This is a genomic window from Tamlana sedimenti (assembly GCF_038148895.1).
In the GTDB taxonomy this organism is placed as follows: Bacteria; Bacteroidota; Bacteroidia; order Flavobacteriales; family Flavobacteriaceae; genus Tamlana.
Genome location: NZ_JBBVGQ010000003.1, coordinates 128,500 through 147,590, shown reverse-complemented (window position 1 = coordinate 147,590; position 19,091 = coordinate 128,500). Strand labels below are relative to the sequence as shown.

Annotated in this window: 20 protein-coding genes; 17 read left to right on the top strand and 3 right to left on the bottom strand. The window is 37.0% G+C overall.

Going from position 1 to position 19,091, the window contains the following annotated elements:
• Positions 1-106 precede the first annotated feature (106 nt).
• The 10 genes from hisG to WJN01_RS08985 all read left to right on the top strand — a co-directional run bounded on the left by hisG (position 107) and on the right by WJN01_RS08985 (position 8,852).
• Complete coding sequence (gene hisG / locus WJN01_RS09030) at positions 107-964, top strand: ATP phosphoribosyltransferase (RefSeq protein WP_445196830.1); 858 nt, start codon at positions 107-109, stop codon at positions 962-964.
• Between the two features lie 48 nt (positions 965-1,012).
• A complete protein-coding gene (gene hisD, locus WJN01_RS09025; RefSeq protein ID WP_445196829.1) occupies positions 1,013-2,299 on the top strand; it encodes a histidinol dehydrogenase in 1,287 nt (428 codons plus the stop codon).
• Positions 2,296-3,333, top strand: coding sequence for a histidinol-phosphate transaminase (hisC, locus tag WJN01_RS09020; RefSeq protein WP_445196828.1), 1,038 nt, complete (start codon positions 2,296-2,298; stop codon positions 3,331-3,333). Before hisD ends, hisC begins: the two co-directional genes overlap by 4 nt.
• Entirely contained in the window at positions 3,333-4,466 is a 1,134-nt protein-coding gene (gene hisB / locus WJN01_RS09015) for a bifunctional histidinol-phosphatase/imidazoleglycerol-phosphate dehydratase HisB (protein ID WP_445196827.1), read from the top strand. The genes hisC and hisB overlap by 1 nt, the downstream gene beginning before the upstream one ends.
• A gap of 67 nt (positions 4,467-4,533) precedes the next feature.
• Positions 4,534-5,115 carry an imidazole glycerol phosphate synthase subunit HisH gene (gene hisH, locus WJN01_RS09010; RefSeq protein ID WP_445196826.1) on the top strand — a complete coding sequence of 194 codons (582 nt, stop codon included), beginning with the start codon at positions 4,534-4,536 and terminating at the stop codon, positions 5,113-5,115.
• Between the two features lie 54 nt (positions 5,116-5,169).
• A complete protein-coding gene (gene hisA / locus WJN01_RS09005; RefSeq protein ID WP_445196825.1) occupies positions 5,170-5,901 on the top strand; it encodes a 1-(5-phosphoribosyl)-5-[(5-phosphoribosylamino)methylideneamino]imidazole-4-carboxamide isomerase in 732 nt (243 codons plus the stop codon).
• Positions 5,901-6,656: an imidazole glycerol phosphate synthase subunit HisF gene (gene hisF / locus WJN01_RS09000; protein ID WP_445196824.1), complete on the top strand. Its 756-nt coding sequence runs from the start codon at positions 5,901-5,903 to the stop codon at positions 6,654-6,656. Before hisA ends, hisF begins: the two co-directional genes overlap by 1 nt.
• Before the next feature lie 66 nt (positions 6,657-6,722).
• Positions 6,723-7,316, top strand: a complete 594-nt coding sequence (gene hisIE, locus WJN01_RS08995; protein ID WP_445196823.1) for a bifunctional phosphoribosyl-AMP cyclohydrolase/phosphoribosyl-ATP diphosphatase HisIE — start codon at positions 6,723-6,725, stop codon at positions 7,314-7,316.
• Positions 7,317-7,322: 6 nt separating this feature from the next.
• The gene (locus WJN01_RS08990) at positions 7,323-8,099 is read left to right on the top strand and encodes a tRNA pseudouridine synthase A (RefSeq protein ID WP_445196822.1); all 777 of its coding nucleotides are present in this window, start codon (positions 7,323-7,325) and stop codon (positions 8,097-8,099) included.
• A 72-nt stretch (positions 8,100-8,171) separates the two neighbouring features.
• Positions 8,172-8,852, top strand: a complete 681-nt coding sequence (locus WJN01_RS08985; protein WP_445196821.1) for a DUF2461 domain-containing protein — start codon at positions 8,172-8,174, stop codon at positions 8,850-8,852.
• Here the strand turns inward: WJN01_RS08985 and WJN01_RS08980 are convergent.
• Both WJN01_RS08980 and WJN01_RS08975 read right to left on the bottom strand, forming a co-directional pair.
• Complete coding sequence (locus WJN01_RS08980; protein WP_445196820.1) at positions 8,845-9,291, bottom strand: hypothetical protein; 447 nt, start codon at positions 9,289-9,291, stop codon at positions 8,845-8,847. The two genes, WJN01_RS08985 and WJN01_RS08980, sit on opposite strands and share 8 nt — an antisense overlap.
• A 7-nt stretch (positions 9,292-9,298) precedes the next feature.
• Positions 9,299-9,715, bottom strand: a complete 417-nt coding sequence (locus WJN01_RS08975) for a glyoxalase (RefSeq protein WP_445196819.1) — start codon at positions 9,713-9,715, stop codon at positions 9,299-9,301.
• A gap of 169 nt (positions 9,716-9,884) precedes the next feature.
• Between WJN01_RS08975 and WJN01_RS08970 the strand changes: the two genes are divergently transcribed.
• The 7 genes from WJN01_RS08970 to WJN01_RS08940 all read left to right on the top strand — a co-directional run bounded on the left by WJN01_RS08970 (position 9,885) and on the right by WJN01_RS08940 (position 17,847).
• A complete protein-coding gene (locus tag WJN01_RS08970; RefSeq protein ID WP_445196818.1) occupies positions 9,885-10,784 on the top strand; it encodes a DUF72 domain-containing protein in 900 nt (299 codons plus the stop codon).
• Between the two features lie 16 nt (positions 10,785-10,800).
• Positions 10,801-11,187 carry an acyl-CoA thioesterase gene (locus tag WJN01_RS08965; RefSeq protein WP_445196817.1) on the top strand — a complete coding sequence of 129 codons (387 nt, stop codon included), beginning with the start codon at positions 10,801-10,803 and terminating at the stop codon, positions 11,185-11,187.
• Between the two features lie 231 nt (positions 11,188-11,418).
• Positions 11,419-12,813 carry a 3-isopropylmalate dehydratase large subunit gene (leuC, locus tag WJN01_RS08960; RefSeq protein ID WP_445196816.1) on the top strand — a complete coding sequence of 465 codons (1,395 nt, stop codon included), beginning with the start codon at positions 11,419-11,421 and terminating at the stop codon, positions 12,811-12,813.
• An 81-nt stretch (positions 12,814-12,894) separates the two neighbouring features.
• Positions 12,895-13,491 (top strand): 3-isopropylmalate dehydratase small subunit, encoded by a 597-nt coding sequence (gene leuD, locus WJN01_RS08955; RefSeq protein ID WP_370476160.1) that lies wholly within the window; start codon positions 12,895-12,897, stop codon positions 13,489-13,491.
• A 5-nt stretch (positions 13,492-13,496) separates the two neighbouring features.
• Positions 13,497-15,020: a hydroxymethylglutaryl-CoA lyase-like TIM-barrel protein gene (locus WJN01_RS08950; protein ID WP_445196815.1), complete on the top strand. Its 1,524-nt coding sequence runs from the start codon at positions 13,497-13,499 to the stop codon at positions 15,018-15,020.
• Between the two features lie 51 nt (positions 15,021-15,071).
• Positions 15,072-16,130 (top strand): 3-isopropylmalate dehydrogenase, encoded by a 1,059-nt coding sequence (gene leuB / locus WJN01_RS08945; RefSeq protein ID WP_445196814.1) that lies wholly within the window; start codon positions 15,072-15,074, stop codon positions 16,128-16,130.
• Positions 16,131-16,254: 124 nt separating this feature from the next.
• Positions 16,255-17,847: an alkaline phosphatase PhoX gene (locus WJN01_RS08940; protein WP_445196813.1), complete on the top strand. Its 1,593-nt coding sequence runs from the start codon at positions 16,255-16,257 to the stop codon at positions 17,845-17,847.
• Here WJN01_RS08940 and WJN01_RS08935 read toward each other — a convergent pair whose 3' ends face one another.
• Entirely contained in the window at positions 17,848-19,089 is a 1,242-nt protein-coding gene (locus WJN01_RS08935; RefSeq protein ID WP_445196812.1) for a mechanosensitive ion channel family protein, read from the bottom strand.
• Positions 19,090-19,091: the final 2 nt, after the last annotated feature.

Genomic DNA, 19,091 nt, shown 5'->3' with positions numbered 1-19,091 from the left:
GAATGTATTGAGTAAAGTCAACATATATTTAAACCCGTTTGAGACCATCAAACGGGTTTTTTTAATAAAACCAACTAGATTGTTTCAAACTCATAAAAATTAGATAATGAGTAAATTAAGAATTGCAGTGCAAAAGTCGGGTCGATTGAACGAAGACTCGATGCAGATTTTAAAAGACATTGGTATTAACATTGACAATGGTAAGGACCAATTAAAAGCTTCCGCTAAAGGTTTTCCTGTTGAAGTTTTTTATTTAAGAAATGGTGATATTCCACAGTACTTAAAAGATGGCGTGGTTGATGCCGCTATTATTGGTGAAAATGTTTTGATTGAAAAAGGAGAAGGCATTAATGTTGTTGAAAAGCTTGGGTTTTCAAGCTGTCGTGTTTGTATTGCTGTGCCAAAATCCGTCAAATACAATGGTGTAAAGGATTTAGAAGGCAAGCGTATTGCTACATCTTATCCGCATACCGTTCAAACCTATTTGGATAAAAATGGAGTGAATGCAAATCTGCATATCATTAATGGCTCGGTAGAAATAGCACCAAATATCGGATTGGCAGATGCCATTTGTGATATTGTTTCTAGTGGAAGTACCTTGTTTAAAAACAATCTAAAGGAAGTTGAAACCATTTTAAAATCGGAAGCTGTATTGGCTGTTTCTCCCGTTTTAACTGAAGACAAACTTGATATTTTAAATAAGATTCAATTTAGGATTAGATCGGTTTTAAAGGGCAGAAATTCAAAATACGTTTTGTTGAATGCACCAAACGATAAAGTTCAAGATATCATCAGTGTGCTTCCAGGTATGAAAAGCCCAACTGTTTTGCCGTTAGCAGAAGAAGGTTGGAGTTCTGTGCATTCCGTAATCAATAAAAATGAATTTTGGGAAGTAATTGACGATTTAAAAGCCAAAGGCGCCCAAGGCATATTGGTATGTCCTATTGAGAAAATGGTATTGTGACCTTTGTCATTCTGAACTTGTTTCAGAATCTCATTAATTAATTTGATAATGCAAATAATAAACAATCCAAATAAAAATACTTGGTCAGAAATTTTAAAAAGACCTACACAATCTGTCGATGATATTGAGGGTATCGTAAATCAGGTTTTTGATGATGTACGTCAAAATGGTGATGAAGCAATTGCGAAATACACCGAACGCTTCGACGGGGTTTCTTTAAAATCGAATGTGGTATCTTCTGAAGAACTCCAAGAAGCTAGTTCAAAGGTTTCGGAAAAACTTCAAAATGCCATAAAAAATGCAAAGCATAATATAGAAGCCTTTCACAAGGCACAAAAAACAGGAAAAGTTGAAGTAGAAACTGCCAATGGCGTGCTGTGCTGGCAAGAAAAACGACCCATTCAAAAAGTGGGATTGTATATCCCCGGTGGAACAGCTCCTTTGTTTTCAACGGTTTTAATGTTGGCGGTTCCTGCCCAAATAGCTGGTTGCAAGGAGATTGTTTTATGTTCACCGCCCAACAAAGAAGGTAAATTGGCTCCTGAAATTTTGTTTGCTGCCCAACTTTGTGGGGTAACAAAAGTCATTAAAGTTGGTGGAATTCAGGCCATTGCAGGATTGACATTTGGAACAACCATAATTCCTCAAGTCTATAAGATTTTTGGTCCAGGAAATCAATTTGTTACGGTTGCAAAGCAATTGGCCACTAAATTTGGTGTCGCAATAGATATGCCCGCAGGTCCGAGTGAATTGTTGGTCGTGGCAGATGAAAGTGCCAATGCTTCTTACGTGGCATCAGATTTATTAAGTCAAGCTGAACATGGTGCGGATAGTCAGGTTATTTTGGTTTCAACATCCAAAGAATTAATAAATTCTGTTTCTGAAGAAATTGAAAAGCAGCTAAATGTGCTTCCGCGTAAAGCCATTGCCGAAAAGTCTATTGCAAACTCAAAGTTGATTTATGTGGAAAATGATGCTGTTGCGCTTGAATTAATTGATGAATATGGCCCTGAGCATTTTATTGTTTGCTCAAAGAATGAAGATTTATATGTAAATGGGATTAGTAATGCCGGTTCGGTATTTATTGGAAATTACACACCTGAAAGTGCTGGAGATTATGCTTCTGGAACAAACCATACATTGCCAACAAATGGTTTTAGTAAAGCCTATTCGGGAGTAAATTTAGATAGTTTTCAAAAGAGTATGACCTTTCAAAAAATATCAAAGGATGGCATTTTAAATATTGGTGAAACCATAGAGCTCATGGCAGAAGCAGAAGGCTTGCGAGCCCACAAGAACGCTGTTTCCATTCGTTTAAAGGATTTGAAAAAATGAACGTTAAAGACTTAGTCAGGAAAAATATAAAAAACTTAAAACCCTATTCGTCAGCAAGAGATGAATTTAAGGGTGATGGTGATGATATGGTGTTTTTGGATGCCAATGAAAATCCATTTGAAAATGGCGTGAACCGTTACCCAGACCCGTTACAGCGCAATTTAAAATCAATGTTATCTAAGATAAAAGGCGTTTCTGAAGAACATATCCTTTTGGGCAATGGGAGTGACGAAGTTTTAGACCTTATTTTTAGGGCGTTTTGTGAGCCGAATCAAGACAACATCATAACCTTGCCACCTACATACGGTATGTATGAAGTTTTGGCCAATGTTAACGCCATTGATATTAAAAGTGTTCAACTGGATGACAACTTTCAGCCTAAAGTGAATGAGATTTTGGAAATTGCTGATGCAAATTCAAAATTGTTGTTTTTGTGTTCCCCAAACAATCCCACAGGGAATAGTTTTGAAGCCAAGTCAATTGAAAAGTTGATAAAAAACTTTAAAGGAATTGTTGTTATAGATGAAGCATATATTGATTTTTCAACACAAGAGAGTTGGGTAAATAGTTTGAGCGAGTTTCCCAACTTGATTGTTACGCAAACCCTTTCCAAGGCTTACGGAATGGCAGGTATTCGTTTAGGTATATGCTATGCTTCCTCAGAAATAATTTCAGTTTTAAACAGAATAAAACCACCTTATAATGTTAATGAATTGACCCAAAAACGAGCCATGATGCGTTTAAAGGTACAAGAAAAAATTGATGAGGAGGTTAGAAATATTTTAAAGGAAAGAACCATTTTAATATCGGAGTTGAAATCTGTTAATTTTGTTTCAAAAATATATCCTTCTGATGCTAATTTTATTTTGACCAAGGTGGATGATGCAACAGGGAGATACAATCAATTGTTGGAAAAGGGAATTGTTATTAGAAACAGAACAACCCAACCCGGATGTGAAAATTGTCTGCGCTTTACCATTGGAACACCTGAAGAGAATGAGAAATTGATAAAAACATTAAAATCCATTTGTTAATGAAAAAAGTACTATTTATAGATAGAGACGGAACCATCATCAGGGAACCTGCTGATGAGCAAATAGATTCATTTGAGAAATTGGAATTTTACCCTAAAGTGTTTCAATATTTGGGCAGAATTGCCAGAGAGTTGGATTATGAACTTGTAATGGTAACCAATCAAGATGGTTTGGGTACCGAGTCATTTCCGGAAGATACGTTTTGGCCAACGCACAATTTCATTATTAAATGTTTTGAAGATGAAGGTATTGTATTCAAAGAGCAAATCATTGATAGAACCTTTGCCAAAGACAATGCTCCAACCAGAAAACCCAATACGGGGCTTTTAACACAATATTTTTCTGAGGATTATGACCTGGAGAATTCCTTTGTCATCGGCGACCGTTTAACAGATATTGAACTTGCTAAAAATCTTGGAGCAAAAGGGATTTTTATTAATGATGAAACCCATTTGGGAACAGACGAAATTACGGTTAAACGTGAAGAATTAGAAAACTATATAGCTTTAGAAAGTAACGATTGGGCTAGAATCTATGCCTTTTTAAAAGCCGACGAACGTTCAGGAGGCATTATTAGAAACACGAATGAAACAAAAATCGCCATTCAAATAAATCTTGACGGTACTGGAAAAAGCAAAATTGAAACAGGCATTGCCTTTTTTGACCATATGCTCGACCAAATTGCAAGACATGGCCAACTTGATTTAAACATAAAAGTTGATGGTGATTTGGAAGTGGATGAACACCATACAATCGAAGACACGGGCATTGCCCTTGGCGAGTTGTTTCATAAAACGTTAGGCAACAAGTTAGGCATTGAACGCTATGGGTTCTGTCTGCCAATGGATGATTGCTACGCCCAAGCAGCTATAGATTTTGGTGGAAGAAATTGGTTAGTCTGGGAAGCGGACTTTAAACGTGAAATGATAGGAAAGATGCCCACGGAAATGTTTTATCACTTTTTTAAATCCTTTACAGATGGAGCAAAGTGTAACCTGAACATTAAAGCAGAAGGTACCAATGAGCACCACAAAATTGAGGCTATTTTTAAAGCTTTTGCCAAAGCAATAAAAATGGCGGTAAAACGGGATATTGAAAAAATGATTCTGCCATCAACAAAAGGCATGCTTTAAAAGAACTTAAGAATGTGGATTTACGTTTGGCGAGTGAAGTTGGCGTAAATCGAAAATTGTAAATCAATTGAAATTAGTAATAATAAATTACGGAGCTGGGAATATAAAAAGCATTCAATTTGCATTTAATCGTTTGGGATATGATGCCGTTTTATCAAATAATCCTGAAGAAATAGCATCTGCAGATAAGATTATTTTTCCAGGTGTAGGTGAGGCTAGTAGTGCCATGGGCATGCTTAAGGAAACGGGGTTGGACAAATTGATTCCAAACTTAAAGCAGCCTGTTTTGGGCATTTGTTTGGGTATGCAGCTGCTTTGCAGATATACTGAAGAAGGAAACACAAAGGGTTTGGGCGTTTTTGATACAGATGTTAAAAGGTTTTCAGATACAGTAAAAGTGCCTCAAATGGGTTGGAATGTCATCAAAGACTTAAAATCTGATTTGTTCAAAGGCATTAAAGAAAATGAATACATGTACTTGGTTCACAGTTATTATGCCGAGCACTGTGAGCAGACCATTGCTAAAACAGATTATGGTATTAATTATGCGTCAGCTTTGCAGCATAACAATTTTTACGGTGTTCAATTTCACCCAGAAAAAAGTAGTACAGCTGGAGCAAAAATATTGCAGAACTTTTTAAACTTATAGATTAATTTTGACAGTGAGTTTCAAACAATGGCTAAAAGCAAATAGCGTAAAAAAATGAGAATAATTCCAGCTATCGATATTATTGACGGAAAATGTGTCCGATTGACAAAAGGCGATTACGATACAAAAAAGGTTTACAACGAAAATCCTTTGGAAGTTGCCAAAATGTTTGAGGGTTCAGGAATCCAGTATTTGCATTTGGTAGATTTGGATGGGGCCAAAGCACAGCACATCGTTAACTATAAAGTTCTTGAGCAAATTGCTTCAAAAACCAAATTAAAAATTGATTTTGGAGGCGGTTTAAAGGCTAATGAAGATTTGCATATCGCTTTTAATTCTGGCGCAAGACAGATTACAGGAGGAAGTATTGCCGTTAAAAACCCTAAAATGTTTGAAGGTTGGATTAGCAAATATGGAAGTGAAAAGATTATTCTTGGTGCCGATAGCAATGATGGTAAGGTTGCCATAAGTGGTTGGCAAGAAGAAAGCACAAATGAAGTGATTCCATTTATAAAGGACTATCAAAAGAAAGGAATAAAATATGTTATTTGTACTGATATTTCTAAAGATGGCATGCTTGAAGGTCCTTCGGTGGAATTGTACAAAAAAATCCTTTCGCAATGCAGCAATAGCAGCATGCAATCCATAAAGTTGATTGCTTCAGGCGGTATTTCAACAATTGAAGAGCTTCCAGTTTTAAAGGAAATAGGCTGCGAAGGTGTTATTATTGGTAAGGCCATTTATGAAAACAGAATCAGTTTGCATCAATTAGAAAAATTTGTATAATGCTTACTAAACGAATCATACCTTGTTTGGATATTAAAAACGGACGCACCGTAAAAGGTGTTAATTTTGTTGATTTACGTGATGCCGGAGATCCTGTTGAACTAGCAAAACAATATGCAGAATTAGGGGCTGACGAATTGGTGTTTTTAGATATTTCGGCGACTTTGGAAGGTCGTGGGACGGTTTTGGATATGGTATTGCATGTAGCTGAACAGGTTAATATTCCATTTACCGTTGGTGGAGGTATCTCAAGTGTAGAACATGTTGACGATTTGTTGCAATGTGGTGCTGACAAAGTATCGGTCAACTCTTCGGCAGTTAAAAGACCTGAATTGGTCAATGAATTGGCCGACAAGTTTGGGAGTCAATGTGTTGTCGTAGCTATAGATGCCAAGGAAGTGGACGGGCAATGGAAAGTCCATTTGGCAGGTGGAAGTATTCCAACTGACATCGATTTGTTTGAATGGGCAAAAGAAGTTGAAAAACGAGGCGCAGGTGAAATTTTGTTCACGTCAATGAATCATGACGGTACTAAAAATGGATTTGCAAATAAAGCTTTGGCTCGATTATCGAAAGAATTGAATATTCCAATTATTGCCTCCGGAGGTGCTGGAACCATTCAGCATTTTATCGATACCTTTAAGGAAGGAAAATCTGATGCGGCCTTGGCGGCTAGTGTGTTCCATTTTGGTGAAATCCCTATTATGGAATTGAAAAAAGAATTAAAAAAGAACAATATAGAAGTGCGACTTTAGTCGTCATGCTGATTGCCATACTGAGCTCAGTCGAAGTATTATTTTAGCATTCCATAAACCGAAATTATGAAAATTAAATACGATGCCCACGGATTAGTTCCTGCAATAATTCAAGATGCAACAACAAAAAACGTTTTGATGTTGGGATATATGAGTGAAGAGGCTTATCAAAAAACATTGGAAACAAAAAAGGTTACTTTTTATAGCCGAAGTAAACAACGTTTATGGACAAAAGGTGAGGAGAGCGGCAATTTCTTAAACCTTGTTGATATTAAAAACGATTGTGATAACGATACCCTTTTAATACAAGTTAATCCTGTTGGCCCAACCTGTCACAAAGGTACGGACAATTGTTGGGGCGAGGACAATACGCCTAATTATGGATTCTTTTCAACTCTTGAAAATGTTATAGCCCAACGAGTGGCAAATAAGGATACCGCAAAATCTTATGTGGCTAGTTTGTTTTCAAAAGGCATCAATAAAGTGGCCCAAAAAGTAGGAGAGGAGGCTGTGGAAACGGTCATTGAGGCCATGGATAACAACGATGAACTATTCTTGTACGAATCAGCCGACCTATTTTTTCATTATTTAATGTTGCTTCAAGCTAAAGGTTTTACCTTAAAAGACATCGAAAAGGAGTTACAGGGGAGACATAAGTAGTTCAGTTTGAAAAAGTTCTTCTACGTTATAAAAATTCAATATTTGGGCTATCGGTTTCATGGTTGGCAAAAACAGCCAGATGTTAAAACCCTTCATTTGATGGTAGATAGAACCTTGAAATTTATTCTGGAAGGTAAACCATTTAAAACCTTAAGTTCTGGTAGAACTGACGCGATGGTTTCCGCCGAATGTGCGGCCTTCGAGTTATTTTTGAATGAACCAATTGAAAATGAATCAGAATTTCTGAATCTTTTTAATTATAACCTTCCGCAGGATATTCGAGCGCTCAGAATCAAAGAGGTTGATTCTAAATTCAACATCATCAACCATTCAAAAGTAAAGGAATACCTTTATTTATTTACTTATGGTGAAAAATGTCACCCTTTTTGTGCTCCGATTATGACCACCATTTTAGATGACTTAGACATTGAACTCATGAAACTTGGAGCTAAATTATTTCAAGGTAAAAATTATTTAAGGTCTTATTGTTACAAACCCACGGACAATGGTGTTTATGCGAGAGAAATCTTCACCTGTGAACTTATTGAAAACACACTTTATACCGCAAGTTATTTTCCTGAAAAAACCTATTTACTGCGAGTAAAAGGAAAAGGTTTTATGCGCAACCAGATTAGACTGATTATGGGAGCGCTTATTGATTTAGGGAAAGGAAAATTATCTTTGGATGATATTCGCGCAAGCTTATTGCCCAATAGCAACATGAAGATGGAGTATATAGCCCCGGCCTCAGGGTTGATTTTAAAAAACATAGAGTTTGAATAATTAAGGTTTCATCAGCTGAAACTTCATAAATCGACTTAATTTTCATAATTTCATCAACCAAAAATTTCTTCAATGAGTGCTACTATTCCAAAATCCGTCTTCGAATTTTTCAAAAACCTTGAAAAAAACAATAACCGCGATTGGTTTAATGAAAACAAATCCGAATTCAAAGCAATTGAAAAAGAGGTTAAATTATTCTATAAAAATGTTTTTGAAAACCTAAATAAGCATGATGAAGTAGATAAACTAAAAATATTCAGGATTTATAGAGATGTCCGATTTTCAAAAAACAAATTACCATACAAAACCCATTTTGGTGGTTCGTTCCATAGAGTAAAACCACGATTAAGAGGTGGCTACTATCTTCACATTCAGCCCAACAACGAAAGTTTTATTGCCACAGGGTTTTGGGAACCGGCACCAGCAGATTTATTACGCATTAGAAAGGAATTTGAAATGGATGATGATGAAATTCGTGAAATCCTGGACAATAAAAAATTCAACAGCGTTTGGGGTGACACCTTTGTTGGTGATGAAGTAAAAACAGCCCCAAAAGGGTTTAGCAAAGACCATAAAGCCATAGATTTAATCAAAAAGAAACAATACATTTTCACCAAAAAATTTACGGATAAAGAAGTTTTATCTCCAGATTTTATAAATGAATTAGATGTTGCTTTTAAGGCCGTAAGACCATTTTTTGACTATATGAGCGATGTGCTAACCACCGATCTAAATGGAGTTTCGCTTATTTAATTTCTTTAATGATATATTTGGATTGGTTGAATTCAAATTGGTCGTTCACCTTTTTGTTCCTCAGTAATTGTCCAATAGGTGAGCTGAATGAAATGGCATAATAGCTTTCATCCTCCAAATCAATTTTACCCAAGCTTACAGCAATGTAAAAATTCATTAAATTGGTTTTTACAATACTTCCTAAAACAGCCTCAGCATTAACAATATTGGGTTTAATAAGCAGTAATTGGGCCTTGTTTTTTTGTGCATCAGCTAAATAACCAAGGTTCTTTTCCAAGTCGCTAAGTAAGTTGCTATTTCCAACATCATCATCTTCAAGGTTTCCTTTATCGCTACTCTCAATGGCATCCTTTATTAAGCTGATTTCTTCTTTATAGCCATTAATGCGCTTATCCACAAGATCATTACAAATCTGCAGAAGTTTTAGTTTAGTGGTCATCAAATATTTAAACTGCTGTTAGTAGTTCAGGTTTTTCAAACAATTGAATTTGGCTTAGTAAACGTTCCTTTACAAGGTTCATCATGCGCTTGTTCAATGCTGAAGAGTTTTCAATGTAAATAAGGTATTCTTCAACGCTAAAAACGCCTATCACCATGCCTTTCATGGAGTTACGAAACTTCATGTCTTTATGAATGGCATTTTCAATGTAAAGAATACGCTTCTCCAAAGATAAATCATAAAACACAGATTTGTGCTTGGCAATGTAATTTCTAAAAACTTCAATTAATAAATCATTTTGGAACTTAATAACAGGGCGCAAAACTAAATTTTGAAACCGCTCGTCGCTGCTCATGTTGTCATTAATTGTGGTGCTTAAAATTTCTGGGCGAATGCCGTTAATTTGGGATTTTCGGGTGCTCATGTTGAAAGATTTGCATTAAAATTAAATATTATCAAACCTGATAGAAGTATTCGTATTTATTATTATTAACGAGGTTATTAACATTTCTGATTTTTCTATCTTTATTGTTCCTTAGAAGTGATTTTATAATCCGGCCATTGGCCAAAATTTTAATGAAACTAATTAGGATATGAAATTTGGAAGCACAGATAATCCCGGAGGCGTTGATTTTACTTTACCAAAAGATCATCCAGACACCAAGGGTGCTTTGAATAAGGTGAAAGATGATAACGTGCCCGAAATTTATGTAGGCTGTGCAAAATGGAACAAGGCTGATTTAAAAGGGTTTTACCCAAAAGGTATAAAAGATGAATTGGTATACTACTCCAAACAGTTTAATTCCATTGAGTTAAATGCTACATTTTACCGCATATTTCCGGCAGAACAGTTTGCAACATGGTACGATAAGACACCCGAAGGATTTAAGTTTTTTCCAAAACTTAACCAAGAAATAAGCCATTGGAAACGTTTGAATAACACCAATGAGGTGGTTGAAAACTACTTGTACAACGCTTCAAATTTAAAAGAAAAACTGGGTACTATATTTTTGCAAATGCATAATAATTTTACGCCAAAGGATTTTAATAGGGTAATTGATTTTGTTGAAAAATGGCCTAAGGAAATTCCTTTAGCCATTGAGTTTAGGCATACCGATTGGTACAATGACACATCCGTTTCTGAAGATTTATACCAACTTTTGGAGAACCATAATATTTCAAACGTCATTGTCGATACCGCTGGCCGTCGCGATTTATTGCATATGCGATTAACCAATCCCACAGCTTTTGTCAGGTATGTTGGTGCAAACCACCCTAGTGACTATAGCCGATTGGATGATTGGGTAGAGCGTTTAAAAACATGGAAAGACCAAGGTATTAAGGAAATTGATTTTTTCATTCATCAAAACATAGAAAAAGAATCACCATTGCTGTCCACATATTTTATCAAAAAAATAAATAAGGAATTAGGTTATGGTTTGAAAATACCAAACGATGATTCGGATGATGACATGCAACCACAACTATTTTAAAAACAATTAAAAAAAGATGAGATTTCACACTAGAAAATGGGTAAAACCCGAAGATTTAAATGCCAACGGGACTTTATTTGGAGGAAGGTTGCTAGAATGGATAGACGAAGAAGCAGCGCTTTACACCATCATTCAATTAGAAAATCAAAAAGTAGTGACCAAGTACATGAGTGAAATCGATTTCAAATCGTCTGCAAGACAAGGCGACATTGTAGAAATTGGTATTGAAGTTGTAAAATTTGGCAAAGCTTCTTTGGTTTTAAGTAGTGAAGTTAGAAACAAAATGACTCATGAAACCATCATCACCATTTCAAATATAGTTATGGTTAATTTGGGGCCAGATGGAAAATCTAAACCCCATGGGAAAACGGAGGTGGAATATGTGGCTGATAGACTAGATTAAACGGTATATAAATTTGCTTTAAAATTTATAATCATAATTGCTTTTCTATTAAAAAATTATTGATTATTTGAAATTCCATTAACAATTTTATAAAAATAAATGGACTAGTGGGTTAAATTTTATTATATGCTGAAAAAACAAGGACTTTTTCCTAAATTTGCAAGCCTTTTGGCAGTTCAAGTCTTTTGCCAAAGCACATTCTTTTAAGATTTAAAATAAAATTAAACATATATGAGTAAGACATTGTTTGACAAAGTGTGGGATTCGCATGTTGTAAGGAAAATTGAAGGTGGCCCAGATGTATTTTTCATCGACCGTCATTTTATACATGAAGTAACAAGTCCTGTTGCGTTTTTAGGATTGAAAAACAGAGGTTTAGAGGTATTGTATCCTGAACGTACATTCGCCACTGCAGATCATAATACGCCAACAATTAACCAACATTTACCCGTTGAAGACCCGCTTTCTGCAAATCAGCTTAAAGCTTTAGAAGATAACTCAAAAGAATATGGCATTAGCCATTGGGGACTTGGGCATAAAAAGAATGGTATTGTACATGTTGTTGGTCCAGAAAATGGAATAACCTTCCCAGGAGCTACCATTGTTTGTGGAGATTCACATACTTCAACCCACGGTGCTTTTGGAGCTATTGCATTTGGTATTGGTACTTCCGAAGTAGAAATGGTACTATCCACACAGTGCATCATGCAGCCTAAGCCAAAGAAAATGCGCATTAATGTTAACGGACAATTGGGCAAAGGAGTTACACCAAAAGATGTGGCGCTATATATCATTTCAAAATTAACAACTTCCGGAGCAACCGGTTATTTTGTGGAATATGCTGGTGATGTTTTTGAAAACATGACCATGGAAGGCCGTATGACAGTTTGTAACCTGTCAATTGAAATGGGAGCTCGTGGCGGTATGATTGCTCCTGACGAAACCACTTTTGCATACTTAAAAGACAAACCACTTTCGCTTAAAGGTGAAGAATGGGATAAGGCTGTTGCGCATTGGAAAACCTTAAAAACTGATGCAGATGCAACTTTTGATAAGGAAATAACCTTTGATGCTGCTGATATTGAACCAATGATTACCTACGGAACAAATCCGGGTATGGGTATTGGCATTACCAATAATATTCCTGATGCTGAAGATGTTGAAGGTGGTGTGGCTACCTACAAAAAATCATTGGAATATATGGGTTACGGTGAAAACGACCAAATGATAGGCAAAAAAGTGGATTATGTATTTTTAGGTAGCTGTACCAATGGAAGAATTGAAGATTTCAGAGCTTTTGCTTCTATAGTAAAAGGTAGAAAAAAGGCAGACCATATTACCGCTTGGTTGGTTCCTGGATCTCATGAGGTAGAAGACAAAATCAAGGAAGAAGGTATTTTGGATATCATTCACGAGGCTGGTTTTACATTGAGACAGCCAGGTTGTTCTGCATGTTTGGCAATGAACGACGATAAAATTCCTGCTGGGAAATATGCCGTGAGTACATCAAACAGAAACTTTGAAGGACGTCAAGGACCTGGTTCAAGAACCATGCTTGCAAGTCCATTGGTGGCAGCAGCAGCAGCGGTAACAGGTGTAGTAACAGACCCTAGAACGCTTTTATAAGTCCTAAAACCTAAAAAGGAAAAATTAATTTAAAATAAAAAATGACTGCCAATTGAAAATTGGTAACTGAATACTAAAAACATGGCTTACGATAAATTCAATATATTAACAAGTTCAGCGGTTCCATTACCATTAGAAAATGTAGATACCGATCAAATCATCCCTGCACGTTTCTTAAAAGCTACAGAACGTAAAGGGTTCGGCGACAACTTATTTCGCGATTGGAGATACAATTCTGATAACTCACCAAAAGAAAGTTTTGTTTTAAACAACCCCATTTACAGTGGTAAAATATTAGTTGGTGGAAAAAACTTTGGTTCTGGTTCTTCTAGAGAACATGCAGCTTGGGCGGTTTACGATTACGGTTTCCGTTGCGTGGTGTCCAGTTTTTTTGCCGATATTTTCAAAAACAACTGTTTAAACGTTGGCGTGCTTCCTGTACAGGTTAGTCCTGAGTTTTCTGAGAAAATATTTGAGGAAATCTACAAAGACCCCAATACAGAAATTGAAGTAAACCTTCCGAACCAAACCATTACTATTCTTTCAACTGGTGACCAGGAATCTTTCGAGATCAACTCTTACAAGAAACAAAATATGTTGAATGGCTTTGATGATATTGATTACCTTCAAAATATGAAAGGTGACATAGAATCCTTTGCCAATGATTTGATGCTATAACCTAAATGGCAACAAAACGAATAGAAATAATGGACACGACATTGCGTGATGGTGAACAGACCTCAGGCGTGTCGTTTTCTGCTTCTGAAAAATTAACAATCGCCAAGCTATTGCTTGAAGAGTTAAAGGTTGACCGAATTGAAATAGCTTCAGCTAGAGTATCTGCAGGTGAGTTTCAAGCGGTAAAAGATGTTACCCAATGGGCTTCTGAAAATGGTTATATCGACAAGGTTGAAGTGCTCACTTTCGTTGATAAAGGTGTTTCTATCGATTGGATGATTGAAGCAGGCGCAAAAGTTCAAAATCTGCTCACAAAAGGTTCGTTAAATCATTTAACCCATCAGCTTAAAAAGACTCCTAGTCAGCATTTTAAGGGAATTTCGGAAGTCATTTCTTTAGCTTCAGAAAAAGGTATAGAAACCAATGTTTATCTTGAGGATTGGAGCAATGGTATGCGAAACTCAAAAGATTATGTTTTTGAGTTTTTGGCCTTTTTGGCAACGCAGCCCGTTAAACGTATTATGCTTCCAGACACTTTAGGTGTTTTAACCCCAAGCGAATCTTATAATTTCATTAAGGAAATAAAGGATAAATATCCTAACATTCATTTCGATTTTCACGCGCACAACGATTATGATTTAGGCGTTGCCAATGCCATTGAAGCGTTAAAAGCAGGGGCAGATGGTTTGCATCTTACCATTAATGGAATGGGTGAACGCGCTGGAAATGCGCCTATGGCAAGTACTATCGCCGTAATCAATGATTATTTGCCAAGCGTTGAAATAGGCGTGAATGAAAAAGTTTTATATACGGTAAGCAAATTGGTTGAGAACTTTTCAGGGGTTATGATTCCTGCAAACAAACCGATCATTGGAGCTAACGTGTTTACGCAAACTGCTGGAATCCATGCAGATGGCGACAACAAAAAGAATCTCTATTTCAGTGATTTGATGCCAGAGCGTTTTGGAAGAACCAGAAAATATGCCTTGGGAAAAGCCTCTGGCAAGGCCAATATCCAAAAGAATTTACAAGAACTTGGGCTTCAGCTCAATGACGAGGATTTGAAGAAAGTCACCCAACGCATCATCGAATTGGGCGATAAAAAACAGGTAGTCACCAAAGAGGATTTACCTTATATCATCTCGGATGTATTGGATTACAACTATGTGGAAAAGGTAAAGGTGAATTCATATGTGTTAACACATTCAAAGGGATTAAGACCTTCAACAACAGTTTCAATTACGATTGAAAATAATACCTTTGAAGAAAACTCGCAAGGTGATGGACAATTTGATGCCTTCATGACGGCAATTAGAAATGTTTTCAAAAAGCAAAAACTGGGCATACTGCCAGATTTGGTTGATTATGCTGTTAGAATCCCTCCGGGAAGTCGTTCGGATGCATTGTGTGAGACCATCATCACTTGGAGAACACCTGAAAAGGAATTTAAAACACGTGGTTTGGATTCCGATCAAACCGTTTCGGCCATAAAAGCAACTGAAAAAATGCTTAACATTGTGATAAGTTAGAAGCTTGAGAAAAATACTGAGAAATAAAACTAAATAAAAAATAAATCAACAATGAAATTTAATATAGCCCTTTTAGCCGGAGACGGTATAGGACCTGAAGTAATAGACCAAGCCGTAAAAGTTAGTGACGCCGTTGCCAAGAAATTTGGCCATGAAATAACTTGGAAACCTGCCTTAACAGGTGCCGCAGCCATTGATGCCGTTGGGGAACCTTATCCTGATGAAACTCATGCTGTGTGTACCTCTGCAGATGCGGTATTGTTTGGCGCTATTGGGCATCCAAAATTTGATAACGACCCTTCTGCACCGGTTAGACCAGAGCAAGGCTTATTGAAAATGCGTAAAAAATTGGGACTATTTGCTAATGTGCGTCCTACGTTTACATTTCCCTCGTTGTTAGATAAATCACCATTAAAAAAAGAACGTATCGAGGGTACGGATTTGGTGTTTTTACGTGAATTGACCGGCGGTATTTACTTTGGTGAAAAGGGTAGAAGAGATGAAGGCGAAACAGCTTACGACAATTGTGTTTACACCCGTGAAGAAGTAAAGCGATTGGCCAAGAAAGGTTTTGAATTGGCTATGACCCGTCGTAAAAAATTATGTTGCGTTGATAAAGCCAATGTATTGGAAACTTCACGTTTATGGCGTGAAACAGTTCAAGCTATGGAAAAAGATTATCCAGAAGTTGAAGTAAGCTATGAATTTGTTGATGCAGTGGCCATGCGCTTGGTACAATGGCCAAATAGCTATGACGTATTAATTACCGAAAACCTTTTTGGAGATATTTTAACGGATGAAGCTTCAGTGATTTCAGGTTCTATGGGCTTGATGCCTTCTGCTTCAATGGGTGCCGATATCGCCTTGTTTGAGCCTATTCATGGTTCTTATCCACAAGCAACAGGTTTGAACATTGCCAATCCTATGGCGACAATCTTATCGGCAGCTATGATGTTCGAGACTGCTTTCAACTTACCAGAAGAAGGAAAAGCGATTAGGGATGCTGTTAACAAAGCTTTAGCTGAAGGCGTCGTGACAGAAGATTTAGCCAATGGCGGAAAAGCTTACGGCACTAAAGAAGTAGGCGATTGGTTGGCTGCTAACATTTAGTCATAAAAATACATATCAAAAAATCTAGCCCTGTGGAATTTAACGTCACAGGGCTTTTTATTAACAATTATTGCGATAAACCATTGTTTTTTGTAACTTACTGGTAACCTTAAACTTAAAGATTATGACAACACTTTTACGCTTCTCTTTTGTCATCTTATTTCTGGGATTTCAAAGTATTTACGCTCAAAACATGGCTGATTTTACATCAGTAACACCGACCACCCAAACAGGGCAATTCATCATTCCTTCAAGTCATTCTTTTCAACGTATTATAAAAGTTGGCGACCCTTTGTCAGCAGGAGGAAATATGCTGCCAAAGCCTGATTTTACAGGATATGTGCCCATCGCTTCAAGTAGCACTAATGGGTATTTAAGCATTAACTCGGAAGACGCTCCGGTAGCCATTGGTGGTACTGGAGGAGGAGGAGTTACTGTTCTTGATATAAACTTAAATGGAACTTCAAACCTTTGGGAAACAACGGCTTCCCAAACGCTAAATTTCGCTGCGGTAGGGAACACAGCAGCCAACTGCTCCGGTACGGTTACGCCATGGGGGACGGTCATATCTTGCGAAGAATTCGCCTATAATGCGCTTATCGGGCTCATTGATTTTAATTTTGACGGTTATAACGATGTGGGCTGGAATGTTGAAATTAATCCAGCGACAAAAACGGTAATTGGCAAACATTGGGCCATGGGCAATATGGCTCATGAAAATGTAACCATTCATAGCAATGAACGGACGGTTTATCAAGGAGCGGATTCCAATCCTGGGTATTTATACAAGTTTGTGGCAACAAACGCGCAAGATTTAAGCGCCGGAAATTTATACGTGTTCTCAGGCTCTAAAAATGGCGCTGGAGCTTGGGTGCAAATTGCAAATAGTTCCATTACCGAACGAAACACCACGATTGATTTAAGTGCTGCAGCCGGAGGAACCGTTTTTAATGGAATTGAAGATGTTGAAATCGGCCCGGATGGCATGGTTTATTTTGCAGTCAAAAATGAAGGACAAGTTTACCGCTTTTCAGACTCTGACCCTCTGGAAGCATCAGCTTCTACAGTAACCATGGAAACCTATGTTGGCAATATGAGTTACGATATTAATGACGGCAGCTCAACAACTTCAGTGCCTTGGGGTAATGGGAATGACAACTTGGCTTTTGATGGCCAAGGCAACCTTTGGGTCTTGCAAGATGGCGGTAACAGCTATATTTGGGTAGTTAAAAATGGACACACGCAAGCCAGTCCTGATGTTGAAATTTTCGGTATTGTACCAAACGGTTCGGAGCCAACGGGTATTACGTTCACGCCAGATTACAAATACCTATTCATGTCTATTTTATTGCTTAATGACCCTGTTTCAAACAACGCCAACCAAATTGATGCCGCGGGCGCAACAGTCAATTTCAATACAGGAACCAGTTTGGTAATCGCACTATCTGAAAATTTAGGCACACCGCTTTCGGTTCAAAATAACAAACAAAGCCATGAGTTTAGGGTATATCCAAATCCGTTAAAATCATCTCGAAAATTAACGATTTCGGGTCAAACGCTTAATAATGTGAAAATATATTCCATTCTTGGCAAAAAACTTTTCGACAATAATTATACAGGAATAAAAACGGCAGAACTAAATCTTAAAGACCTGAAATCCGGAATATACCTCATTCAAATCAACGATAAACAAACATCAAGGCTTATTTTAGAATAATTAGGAATTTTTAAAAACAGAATTACTAGGAAGTTCAAAAATTTCCAGATCGAAGTAGGGGAGTGCTGCTATGAGATGGTCGAATACGTCCGACATGATATATTCGTAGTTTTCCCAGCGTTTATCACTGCTAAAGGCATAAATTTCCATGGGAATACCTTGGGTTGTTGGCGCCAGTTGTCGTGCCATTATCATCATGTCTTTATTGATGGCTGAGTGTTGTTTTAAATAAGAATCTATGTATTTTCTAAAAACACCCAAATTGGTAAGGTTTCTTCCGTTTAGAAGTAACTCCTTATTAATGTCGTGCGAGGTATTGAATGATTTAATATCCGCTTGACGAGTTTCCAAATAGGAAGTAATCAATTGGACATCCTTTAGTTTTTCTACATCGGCATCTGTTAAATATTTTACGCCATTCTGTTTGATATAGAGCGCACGTTTTATTCTCCTTCCGTCTGAATTGGTCATGCCTCGCCAATTTTTAAAAGAATCGGAAATCAACGCATAGGTTGGTATGGTCGTTATGGTTTTATCAAAATTCTGCACTTTAACCGTCGCCAAGGTTATTTCAATAACATCACCATCGGCGCCATATTTTTCAAAAGTTATCCAATCGCCAATGCGCACCATATCATTAATGGAAACCTGAATACTGGCTACAAAACCTAAAATGGTATCGCGGAACACCAAAATAATAACCGCCGAAATCGCACCCATTCCTGTTAAGAACTGTAAAAACGGGATATTGGTAATAATGGCTATCGCCGACATGATACCGCCCAGCCAAGCAAAAATCATGAAGACTTGAATATAACTGGCAATCGGTTTATCCTTAAAGCGGGTAAGGGTTTTTAAATAATCCTTTAAGGAATGCAAAATGCTTCTAACAATCCATAACGTGAGTAAAATGGCAAAAACCTGAAGGCTTTTTTCCACAAAATTTTCAAAATCTGGGAAATCGGAAAACACATTGGGCACAAATTCCAGAGCAATTAAAAACGGAATGATGTGTGCCACATTTCGCGGGGTTTTATTGGCCACCAAAATATCATCAAAATTGGTTTTAGAACGTTGTGCAAACTGTGTAAAGGCAACAATCAGTATGCGTCTTATAATAAAATCAATTATGAAAATAATTAATAACAGACCGACCAAAAGTATAGCCGTCTTAAGATATTGCGCCATATTTTCAGAAAGGCCCAAGGAAAGCAAATAATCATAGATCTTAGATGTATCCATTT